The organism is Halorubrum ejinorense (assembly GCF_055389685.1).
The window spans coordinates 973,662-983,573 of the sequence record NZ_AP043777.1 but is presented as its reverse complement, the minus strand read 5'-3'; the positions used below and the strand labels follow the sequence as shown (position 1 = coordinate 983,573).

Genomic DNA, 9,912 nt, shown 5'->3' with positions numbered 1-9,912 from the left:
CAGAATCAGCATAAATCCACGGACCCAGTAATCACCCCTGATAATTCAGGGGACACGATTATTTGTCGGTTCGCCGCAGGTGTCGACATGGCAGCCACAGAGGCGGACGCCGAACCGACCAAGGTGTTGGAGTTCGGCCTGGGCGACGGGACGTACTGTCTGGACATCGGCGTCATCGACGAGATCGTCGACGCGGGCGAGCTCACGCGAATTCCGAACTCGCCGGACCACGTGGAGGGCGTGATGGACCTGCGCGGGCGGACGACGACGATCGTCGACCCGAAGACCCTGTTCGACATCGACGAGGAGGGCCCGCGAGAGCGGATCGTCGTGTTCGACGACGGCGAGATCGACGAGGGCGGAACGGTCGGCTGGATGGTCGACGAGGTGTTCCAGGTCCGCGACGTCTCTCCGGAGGACGTCGACCAGAGCACGACCGTCGAAGACGAGGGCGTTCGCGGCATCGTCAAGTCCGACGACCGGTTCGTCGTGTGGGTCTCGCCGGACGTCGACGAGGAGCTCGCGACCGAGCTGGAGGACGTCGAGGCCGCGGAGGCGTAGGCGGGCGCGCCGTCCGAGGGCAGCGCGGGGCATCGGCTCGACGCAGGGCGATCGGTTCTCACCCGTGAGAACCGGGTGCCAACGCTTATCAGCCGTCTAATGGGTTACGTACGTATGCGCGTCTCAAGCGGCGTCCCGGGGTTCGACGCCCTCGTCGACGGCGGCCTCCCCGAGGACCGCCTGTACGTGGTCAGCGGTCCGCCCGGGAGCGGCAAAACGACATTCTGCTCGCAGTTCGCGGCACAGGGCGCCCGGAACGGCGAGGACGTGCTGTACATCAGCATGCACGAGACCAAAGAGGGGATCCGCGAGGACATGAGCGGCTACGACTTCGGGTTCGACCGCGCGCTCGACTCCGACCGGGTCACCTTCCTCGACTCCTTCTCGTCGGACGGGAGACGGTTCTTCGGGCTCCCCGGCGACCGCCGCGACCGCTCCGGCGTCACCAACCGGCTCACGGGGTTCATCAACTCCCGCGACATCGACCGGGTCGTCTTCGACTCGACGATGCTGTTGCGGTTCCTCCTCGACGACGACGAGGACACGATGATCCAACTGCTCTCGTCGCTGAAGCGGACCGACGCGACGACGCTCCTCATCTCCGAGATGACCGACCCGAGCGCCTACTCGGAGGAGCACTACCTCGCGCACGGCGTCGTCTTCATGCACAACTACCTCGAAGACGAGGGGATGCGACGCGGCGTACAGGTGCTGAAGATGCGCGGCACGGACGTCGACACCGACATCCAGGACGTGGAGTTCACCGATAGCGGACTCCGTGTCGGCTCGGCGGTAACGGTGACGCACTGATGTACGACCGCACGTTCGGGACGGAGTGGGACGACCTCTCCCGCGAGGAAGCCATCGAGCGCGCGTTCGCGCTCGGGGTCGCCGCCGGCGTCGATAGCCCGCGCCCGCAGGAGCTGGACCGGGTGCTGGAGGCGTTCCCGGGCGCGTACGACCAGAGCATCGTCGAGTTGGCGTACGACGAGGGGCGGACGAAGGCGCTGGAGGCGAGAGCGGAGCGCGACGACCCAGACGACGAGGCGGTGTGGGCCTCGCTCGTCGACGGGGTCGGGGCGCCGCGTGAAGTGCCCGTTCCCGCCGCGTTACCCGGTGCGATACGCGAACTGACACTTACTGACGGACCGCGGGAGGGTCCGCCGTCTTCGCTAGACCTCCCCTCCATGCTTCGAAAGTGATCCCTCGGAAGGGTTTTACCCGACACTCTCTCACACTGGACATATGACCGTGCTTCCCGACGCTGTCCGCGGTGCCGACAGCGTCCTCATCAGCGGTCCACCGATGAGCGGGAAGTACGACCTGTTCAATCGGTTGCTCGGGACGTGGTCCGACGGCCCGGTCGTGATCTCGACGGGACGGACCGCCGAGAAGGTCCGCGGCGACTACGAGGAGCTCACGGGGCGGGACGGCGACGACGTGATCGTCATCGACTGCGTCACTCACGAGCAGGGCGACAAGCGCGACGACACGCCGATGACGAAGTACGTCGGCAGCGCGGGGAACCTCACCGACATCGGGATCAAGTTCACCGACATCGTCGAGTCCTCCGCCGGCCGCGACCGCGCGGTCGGCATCTACTCGCTGTCCCAACTGCTGATGTACTGGGACCCCGAGCGAATCTATCGGTTCACCCGCGTGATGACCTCACAGACCTCCGGCGAGGGGTGGCCGTTCGTCGGCGTCGTCGGCTCGACCGCCCACGACGAGCAGGTGGTCCACACCCTCCACGAGCCGTTCGAGATCGTCTTAGAGACCCGGGTCGACGACGACTCGCGTGAGTTCCGCGTCCGCGGTCGCGTCGGCCAGCCCTCCGACTGGCAGTCGTTCTAACCGAGTCACCGCCCGCGAGTCGTTCGCCCGCAGGTCGTCCGCCCGCGAACCGTCCGCCGGACTCACCCGACCAGTTCGAACTCCGCGCCGATCGGCGGGGCGTCGACGATCCCCCAGTACACGAACCGGTAGGTTCCGGGCCCGAGCTCCGGACACACGGTCAGATCGACGCCGTCGACCGCGTCCGCGATCCCGGCTTCCGTCAGCGTGAGGTTCCAGGAGTACGCCGAGCTCGTGTCGATCGACTCCTCGGTACGGGGCAGTTCGACCGCCTCGCCGGTCGTCGAGCCGCGGACGTCGAGCCACCCCGCCTCCGTCTCGCGCTGGATGGAGTATGCGAGCTCGCCGAGAGTGGGCGCGGGGGCGTCGCCCGTGTTCCGGAGGACGACCCGGAGCGACTGGCCGTACGTCTCCGTCAGTCCCTCCGTGGACAGCTCCAGGCTGGTCTCGTCCGTCTCGACGACGGTCTGTGCGACCGACGCGTCGAACGGTCGATCGAGGCGGACGAACCCGTCGTCGTCACAGGTCAGCGTCGCCGGCGTTCCCTCGGGACCCTGCGGTCCCTCGCCAGCGGCGAAATCGAGACACCCGGCGGTCGCGGCCGAGAGCGTGAACGCGGCCCCGGCGAGCGCGTCGCGTCGCGTGTGGTCCATACGATTGGAACGGGCGCCACCGGCATGAACCGCACGCGTCGGCGCGGCCCGACCCGCTCACACCGGGGTCGCTTCGGAACCGCTTTCCCGTCGGCCGGCGCATGGCTCCCCATGGAGCTGTTCGGATCCAGCGGCATCCGCGGGGTCGCGTTGCGGTACCTCACGCCCGCGCTGGTCCTCGACATCGCGAAGGCGGCCGGGACGGTGTGGGACGCCGACCGCGTCGCCGTCGCTCGCGACACCCGGACCACCGGCGAGCTGTTCGCGAACGCGGCCGCGAGCGGCCTCGCCGCGGTCGGCTGCGACGTCGATCGGCTGGGCGTCGTCCCCACGCCCGCGGTCGGCAACTACTGCGAGGCGACCGGCGTGCCCTGCGTCCTCGTCACCGCTTCCCACAACCCGCCGGAGTTCAACGGGATCAAGCTCGTCGGCGACGACGGCGTGGAGCTGTCGGTCGACGTGTTAGAGCGGATCGAGCGGCGGGTGCTCGACGACGAGTACGACCACGCGGACTGGCGGGCCGCGGGCGAGACGACGCCGATAGAGGGAGTCGTCGACGACTACGCCGACCAGCTGATCGCCGCGGTCGACCGCGAGTCGATCGCCGACGCCGACCTCACCGTCGCGGTGGACCCGGGCCACGGTGCCGCGTCCGTCGCCGCGCCCCGGATCTACCGCGAACTCGGCTGCGAGGTGCTGACCGTGAACGCGACGCCGGACGGCCACTTCCCCGGCCGCGACTCGGAGCCCGTTCCGGAGAACCTGGAAGCGCTCTCGCGGCTGGTCGCGACCTCGGACGCAGACGTCGGGGTCGCCCACGACGGCGACGCGGACCGAGCGGTGTTCGTCGGCGAGGACGGGTCGTTCGTCGACGGCGACACCTCCTTCGCCGCGATGGCGGACGCCTGCCTCGAACCCGGCGACGCGGTCGTCAGCGCGGTCAACGTCTCCCAGCGGCTCGTCGACGTCTGCGCCGCCAACGGCGCGGACCTGGAGCTGACCCCCATCGGCGCCACGAACATCATCACTCGGACCCGAGAGCTTCACGACGAGGGGACGAACGTCCCCATCGCCGGCGAGGGGAACGGCGGGGTGTTCTTCCCGCCGTACCGGCTCTCGCGCGACGGGGCGTACATCGGCGCTCGCTTCCTCGAACTGCTCGCGGCCGCCGACGGCGCACCCGTCAGCGAGGTCGTCGCGCCGTACGCCGACTACCACTTCGTGCGGGCGAACGTCGAGTACGAGGACGACGACGAGCGCGACGAGATGCTCTCGGCGGCTCGGGCGCACGTCGAGACCGCCGATGCCGAGCCGAACACGACCGACGGCTACCGGCTCGACTACGGCGACGCGTGGGTGCTCGTCCGACCCTCGGGCACCGAGCCGAAGATCCGCATCTACGCGGAGTCGGCCGACGCCGAGCGCGCGGAGCGGCTGGCGACGGACATGCGCGTGGCCGTCGAGAGCGGGCGATAGACGGGACGCGGTCGCCCCTTCTGCCGGCGCGATAGACAGAAGTTCGGCAGCGACGCCGATGGACGCCGCCGTTCCGGGGAGCCTTCCCAGAGGAGTCTACGTCGCTCGAACGGTGATGACAGATCTCGTATGGGTACCGGTAGTAATATATTAACTCGATGTGTAGTAATAATCGAGATGGCCGCCACACCCCCCGACGTCGAACCCCGCACCGACTCCTGCAGCACGACCGCCTCGACGGAGCTACTCACCGTCCTCGAAAGCGACACGCGGACCGTCACCGGCGCCGTGGCCGCCGGGACCGTGACCGTCGCGGAGTTGGAACGGTTCGCCGACCGCGTCGAACGCGGCGAGGTCGACGGATTAGACGGCGTCGACGCCGTGATCAGGATCGTTGGCTCGCTGCTGTCCGACGACGCGCCGAAGTGGGAAAAGATGGAGCCGGCCGGTTCGCCGGTGCGAGTGTAAACCGGCGTCGAGTCGTCGGGAAGCAGCCTTCGCGTCTGTTGTGGTCGGCGGTTAGCCGTCGAGCGCCGCGAGCGTCTCGGCCGCCTCGCGCGCGGCTTCGAGGTGGTCGCGGGCGCGTCGAGGGTCGTCGGTCTCCTCGGCGGCGCGAGCGAACTTGTTCAGGGTGCGCGTCAGCGACGCGCGAGCGGCCGCGACGCCCTCGACGTCGCTCCCGGACCGCGACGGCGTCGGCCGCGACTCCGCGGGTCGCTGCGGCTCGGCGGCCCGTGACGCGGACTGCGGCGACGCTCCGGTCGACGACGGCGCCTCCGGGGTCCCGGTCGCGCCGCGGTCGGCGCCCGGGGGGTTCGGCTCCGCTCGCCCCCCGCCGGCGGTGTCCGCCGGCGTCGTCGCGCCCGCGTCGACCGCGCCCGCGTCGACCGCGCCCTCGGACGGGTTCGCGTCGGCCCCGGCATCGACGCGCGGGGGCGCGTCAGAGCCGGTCGCAGTTCCGTCGGTCGCGGTGCCGTCAGTTGCGGGGGCGGCGTCGCCGCCAGCGCGTGCCGCGTTCCCGGCCTCGTTCCCACAGGAGGGGCAGAACTCGCGGCCGTCGTGTCGGAATATCGGGTCGCCGCAGTCCTCGCAGTGACGGTTCGTCATCGTCGCGCCCTTCAACAGGAGCTCGGACATCCGTTGGGTGTGTTCGCGCTTCTCTTCGTCGTCCGCGAGCTTTTCGCGGAGCTTCTCGCGTTCCGCTTCCTTGTCGAAGCCGTCGCTCATGGGCGGGTGAACGTGGTTCGCGGGCAAAAGTCCGGTGGGCTCGGGACGAGCGGCCGGAGTCGACGGCCGCCGAACGGGAGGCGCTACTCCTCGGTGATCGTGCGGTCGTCGGGATCGAGTTCGCTGCGGTGGATCTTCGCGCCGTCCTGTGCCACCTGCCGGCCGAGCACCGCGCACTTCACGCGCATCGGCGAGATGTCGACGCCGAGCATCTCCGTGACGTCGTCGGTGTCGAGGTCGTCCAGTTCGTCGACGGAGATGCCGTGGAGCCGCTCGGAGAGCATGCTCGCGGAGGCCATCGAGATGGCGCAGCCGTCACCGGTGAAGCGGACCGCCTCGACGGTCTCTTCGTCGTCGTCGAGTCGAACGTCCATCCGGATCGTGTCGCCGCACGAGGGGTTCTCACCGACGTGGGTGTAGTCCGGGTCCTCGAGCTCCCCGTAGTTGCGCGGGTTCTTGTAGTGGTCGAGAATCTGCTGCCGGTACATGTCCGAGCCCAGTCCCATGTTAGTTCCGAGTACGCCGTTCCGGCTCAAAAGGGTTCCGTCGAGAGGGACGGACCGGTCCGTTCGACGGCGGCTCGCGGCGATCTCAGGGCGCGTGCTCGTCGATCCACGCCGCGAGGTCGTCGCCCGGAACGAACCCGTCGGCCCGCCGCGCAACCGGCTCGCCGTCGACGAAGAGGACGAAAAGCGGGACGCTCCGGACGTCGAACCGCTCGACGAGCGGCGGGTCGTCGCGGGGGTTAACGAGGCCGACCGCGACGTCGGCCGCGACGCCGCGCGCGACGTTGCCGAGCACCGGCTCCATGCTCGCGCAGATGCCGCAGCCGTCGGTGTAGAACTCCACGAGCGCGACCGGCGCGTCGTCGACGAAGGCGTCGAGGGCGTCCTCGTCGGCCAGCGAGACCGGTCGCCCCGGCGCCGTCGACCGGTTCGCGTCCGCGGGCCCGGCCGTGTCGGCGCCGTCGGACACAGTATTGGATTCCATATACATTATTGGGCGCGTCGGGGTATAAATCCTCGCGTCGGTCGCCGATCGCGCGAAACGCCGCTGTCCGGGGCTACACGCCGACCGGGGCTACGACTCCGGCTCCGGCGGGTCGGGGTCGACGAGCGGGGAGTCGTCGTTCACGCACTCGGGACGGCCACAGACGCCGGCGTCCGCGCCGGCCCGCGAGACGCCCGCGTCGAGGGACTCGATCTCCCACGTGACGTCGTGTCCGGTCGTCGACTCGTGCTCGTCGACGGCGGTTCGGGCGTCGCGGAGCCTGTCGTGGGCCGTCGCGAACGGGCAGTCGCGGCACCGAACCGTGACGCGCGTCTCGTCCATACCCCGTCTTGCGCTGTACAGTCATAACCGTCGCGGTCGCCAGAAGGAGCGCGGTCGCCAGAAGGAGCGCGGACCGAGGCCGGGAGGCGGCTTACGCCGGCTTATCGCGCTCGGGGTCGGTCCGCCAGCCGCCCGTCAGGGTGATGAGCCAGACCGTGACGCCGGCGAGCGCGAAGACGGCCGCCATGTACGGGATCAGCGGCAGCTCGACGCCGAGGAAGTCGAGGACCGTCCGGAACTCGTAGACGATCACGCCGAAGACCGCGAGCGTCACCAGCAGGCCGCCGCGGCTGATGTCGACGCTCATCGGATCACCTCGACGACCGAGGCCGAGGCGTCGGCGACCGTGCCGAACGCCGCGGTCGCGACGTTCGCGAGCGCGTCGAGGACCGGCGAGAGCCACACGGGATACGTGCCGACGCCGGGGCCGAGCAGTCCGCCGCGCTGGACGATCGCCGCGATCGGGAGCGCGTACGCGAGGACGACTAAGACGACCGCGATACTCACCCACAGCCGGAGGTTATCGAGCACCTTCGGGGCGTCTTCCGCGCCGGAGACCGGGTTCGGAAGCGGCTCCGCGAGCCCGGAGACCTTCGGGTTCCCCATCGTCAACGCGAGGTTCCCGAGGAAGAGGATCGTCGAGACGAAAAGCAGCGTCCCGCCGATCGCGATCTGGATGTTAAGCTCCTCGAACCCGCCGAACATCGTCGGGTAGTCGAACCCGGAGTACTCCGGTTCGGCGGTCCGCCGCGGGACACCGAGCAGTCCCTGCGCGTGCATCGCGTTCGACATCAGCGCCATGCCGATGAACCAGAGCACGACCTGGAACAGCCCGATCTGGCTGCTGTAGATCGGCTTGTTGCTGATCTGCGGCCAGATCCAGTAGGTCCCGGCCATCATCGTCAGCGCGACCGCGGTCCCGACGGTGAGGTGGAAGTGTCCGGGGACCCACAGCGTGTTGTGGATCAGGTAGTTGATGTTCATCCCCGCGTTGACCATGCCTGAGAAGCCGCCGGCGGCGAACATCAGGCCGGCGAGCATCATGCCGGTGAACTCCGGCTTCCGCCACGGGAGGTTCGTGAGCCAGCCCAGCAGTCCGGTGCCGCCGTTCTTGCGGGCGCCGTACTCCACGCTCGCGACGACGGTGAACGCGGTGAGCAGGCTCGGCAACAGGAGGAACATCGTGTTCGTCATCGAGATGAACTTGAACCCCTCCGCGATCCCCGGATCGAGGTACTGGTGGTGGATCCCGACCGGCGTCGAGAGCAGGACGAAGAGCACGAACACCACCCGAGCCAGCGGGTCGCTGAACAGCCGACCGCCGGCGATCTTCGGCAGCACCGTGTACCAGAGCATGTACGCCGGCATCAGCCAGAAGTAGACGACCGGGTGACCGAAGAACCAGAACAGCGTCCGAGTGAGCGTCGGGTTCACCTGGTCGATCAGGCCGAGCGACCACGGGAGCAGGAACAACAGCACGGAGGCCGCCACGGCGGACGTGGCGATGTACCACATCGTCATCGTCGTCAACACCATGAACGTCTGGAGCGGGATCCGTTCGTCGGGGTGGTCGCTCCGCCACGCGAGGAACGTCCGGAACCAGTCCGCACCGGCGATCCACGTGCCGACGATGAACACCACGAGTCCCGTGTAAAACAGGGGATGCGCCTGAAGCGGCGCGTAGAAGGTGAACAGCACGTCCGCGCTCATGTCGATCGAGTCGACGAACCCGGCGAGGATCGAGACTCCGGTGAGCGTCATACCGGCCGCCATCAGTCCGTACCACGTCCACGTGATCTTGATGTTCAACAGCGGCCGGTCCAGACTGCGCGTCAGCGCCCAAGTGAACAGCCCGACGAGGAAGAAGATCGTGAAGCTGATCACCATGAACACGCCGTGGGCAGTGAGAACGGTGTAGTAGTCCGTCGAGGGGATGATCCGGGCGACGTCGGTCCGGTGGAGCGTCTGGATGATCCCGAAGATGGCGCCGAGGAACAGGGCGAAGAAGGCGCTCAGGAAGGCCGCGCGAACGACGCGGGCCTCGTCGGGGAACTTATCGACGAACGTCGGCTCGGACTCGATGGCGTTGCTCACGCCGAGTCACCCCCTCGGTTCTCGAACTCCGACTGACTGACGACGTGTATCTTGCCCTCCATGACGTGGTGTCCGGCCCCGCAGTACTCGTTACAGATGAGGCCGTACTCCTGTGGCTCCTCGACTTTGACCGTTATCTCGGAAACCTCGCCGGGAACGACCATCGCGTTCGCGTTCGTGCCGGCGACCTCGAACCCGTGGATCACGTCGGCGGAGGTGATATAGAACGTCACGGTGCTGTTCGCCGGCACGACGATCGGATCGGGCTGGAAGCCGAACTGGCGGGCGACGACGTACGCCTCGTACTCGTTCTCGCCCACCTGCTCGACGCGAGGCTCCGAGAACCGCTCGTCCTCGTCGAGCGCCGTCGGGTCGATGGTCGGCTGCGTGTCGGCGACCATCGCCACGCCGGGGCCGACCGCGCCGTACGTCACGGTGCCGATGAGGGCGAGGATCAACCCGATCGAAAGCGCGAGCCAGAGCTTCTCGTAGGCGTGTATGTGCACGTCTGATCACCCCACGACGACGAGATCCCGTCCGAGAAACTCCACGTAGTAGATGTACACCCACGCGAGTACGAGGATCACGAAGTAGATTCCGATGAGCGTGAGCGTGCCGATCGGGTCGAACTCCTCTCCGTCACCGCCCACGTCGTCGGTACCAGCGTGTGCGGTCTCGCTTCGAGCCATACCAGCGGTTACAACCGTCGTGATAT

The 9,912-nt window shown here is 68.3% G+C and carries 15 protein-coding genes; 6 read left to right on the top strand and 9 right to left on the bottom strand.

The window, feature by feature from the left end; genetic code table 11:
- Window positions 1-87 precede the first annotated feature (87 nt).
- The 4 genes from ACZ5KW_RS05970 (at window position 88) to ACZ5KW_RS05955 (ending at window position 2,415) form a co-directional block, all read left to right on the top strand.
- Window positions 88-561 carry a chemotaxis protein CheW gene (locus ACZ5KW_RS05970; RefSeq protein ID WP_343775362.1) on the top strand — a complete coding sequence of 158 codons (474 nt, stop codon included), beginning with the start codon at window positions 88-90 and terminating at the stop codon, window positions 559-561.
- A gap of 114 nt (window positions 562-675) precedes the next feature.
- Window positions 676-1,371 (top strand): RAD55 family ATPase, encoded by a 696-nt coding sequence (locus ACZ5KW_RS05965; protein ID WP_343775366.1) that lies wholly within the window; start codon window positions 676-678, stop codon window positions 1,369-1,371.
- A complete protein-coding gene (locus ACZ5KW_RS05960; protein WP_343775368.1) occupies window positions 1,371-1,763 on the top strand; it encodes a hypothetical protein in 393 nt (130 codons plus the stop codon). The genes ACZ5KW_RS05965 and ACZ5KW_RS05960 overlap by 1 nt, the downstream gene beginning before the upstream one ends.
- A 43-nt stretch (window positions 1,764-1,806) precedes the next feature.
- Window positions 1,807-2,415, top strand: a complete 609-nt coding sequence (locus tag ACZ5KW_RS05955; RefSeq protein ID WP_343775371.1) for a DUF7504 family protein — start codon at window positions 1,807-1,809, stop codon at window positions 2,413-2,415.
- A 62-nt stretch (window positions 2,416-2,477) separates the two neighbouring features.
- Here ACZ5KW_RS05955 and ACZ5KW_RS05950 read toward each other — a convergent pair whose 3' ends face one another.
- Window positions 2,478-3,068 (bottom strand): hypothetical protein, encoded by a 591-nt coding sequence (locus ACZ5KW_RS05950; RefSeq protein ID WP_343775373.1) that lies wholly within the window; start codon window positions 3,066-3,068, stop codon window positions 2,478-2,480.
- A gap of 111 nt (window positions 3,069-3,179) precedes the next feature.
- Between ACZ5KW_RS05950 and glmM the strand changes: the two genes are divergently transcribed.
- Window positions 3,180-4,544 carry a phosphoglucosamine mutase gene (glmM, locus tag ACZ5KW_RS05945; protein WP_343775375.1) on the top strand — a complete coding sequence of 455 codons (1,365 nt, stop codon included), beginning with the start codon at window positions 3,180-3,182 and terminating at the stop codon, window positions 4,542-4,544.
- Between the two features lie 177 nt (window positions 4,545-4,721).
- Window positions 4,722-5,012: a hypothetical protein gene (locus ACZ5KW_RS05940; RefSeq protein WP_343775377.1), complete on the top strand. Its 291-nt coding sequence runs from the start codon at window positions 4,722-4,724 to the stop codon at window positions 5,010-5,012.
- Window positions 5,013-5,063: 51 nt separating this feature from the next.
- Here ACZ5KW_RS05940 and ACZ5KW_RS05935 read toward each other — a convergent pair whose 3' ends face one another.
- From ACZ5KW_RS05935 to ACZ5KW_RS05900, 8 genes are all read right to left on the bottom strand, one after another.
- Entirely contained in the window at window positions 5,064-5,771 is a 708-nt protein-coding gene (locus ACZ5KW_RS05935) for an Sjogren's syndrome/scleroderma autoantigen 1 family protein (RefSeq protein WP_343775380.1), read from the bottom strand.
- Window positions 5,772-5,854: 83 nt separating this feature from the next.
- The gene (sufU, locus tag ACZ5KW_RS05930; RefSeq protein ID WP_343775381.1) at window positions 5,855-6,277 is read right to left on the bottom strand and encodes a Fe-S cluster assembly sulfur transfer protein SufU; all 423 of its coding nucleotides are present in this window, start codon (window positions 6,275-6,277) and stop codon (window positions 5,855-5,857) included.
- 85 nt (window positions 6,278-6,362) lie between these two features.
- Window positions 6,363-6,761, bottom strand: coding sequence for a thioredoxin family protein (locus ACZ5KW_RS05925; protein ID WP_343775383.1), 399 nt, complete (start codon window positions 6,759-6,761; stop codon window positions 6,363-6,365).
- Window positions 6,762-6,851: 90 nt separating this feature from the next.
- Complete coding sequence (locus ACZ5KW_RS05920; RefSeq protein WP_343775385.1) at window positions 6,852-7,103, bottom strand: DUF7542 family protein; 252 nt, start codon at window positions 7,101-7,103, stop codon at window positions 6,852-6,854.
- Between the two features lie 91 nt (window positions 7,104-7,194).
- Window positions 7,195-7,410: a CbaC protein gene (locus ACZ5KW_RS05915; protein WP_343775387.1), complete on the bottom strand. Its 216-nt coding sequence runs from the start codon at window positions 7,408-7,410 to the stop codon at window positions 7,195-7,197.
- Entirely contained in the window at window positions 7,407-9,197 is a 1,791-nt protein-coding gene (locus tag ACZ5KW_RS05910; protein ID WP_343775389.1) for a b(o/a)3-type cytochrome-c oxidase subunit 1, read from the bottom strand. The genes ACZ5KW_RS05915 and ACZ5KW_RS05910 overlap by 4 nt, the downstream gene beginning before the upstream one ends.
- A complete protein-coding gene (locus ACZ5KW_RS05905) occupies window positions 9,194-9,703 on the bottom strand; it encodes a cytochrome c oxidase subunit II (RefSeq protein WP_343775392.1) in 510 nt (169 codons plus the stop codon). The genes ACZ5KW_RS05910 and ACZ5KW_RS05905 overlap by 4 nt, the downstream gene beginning before the upstream one ends.
- Before the next feature lie 6 nt (window positions 9,704-9,709).
- A complete protein-coding gene (locus ACZ5KW_RS05900) occupies window positions 9,710-9,886 on the bottom strand; it encodes a hypothetical protein (protein WP_343775394.1) in 177 nt (58 codons plus the stop codon).
- Between the last annotated feature and the right edge of the window lie 26 nt (window positions 9,887-9,912).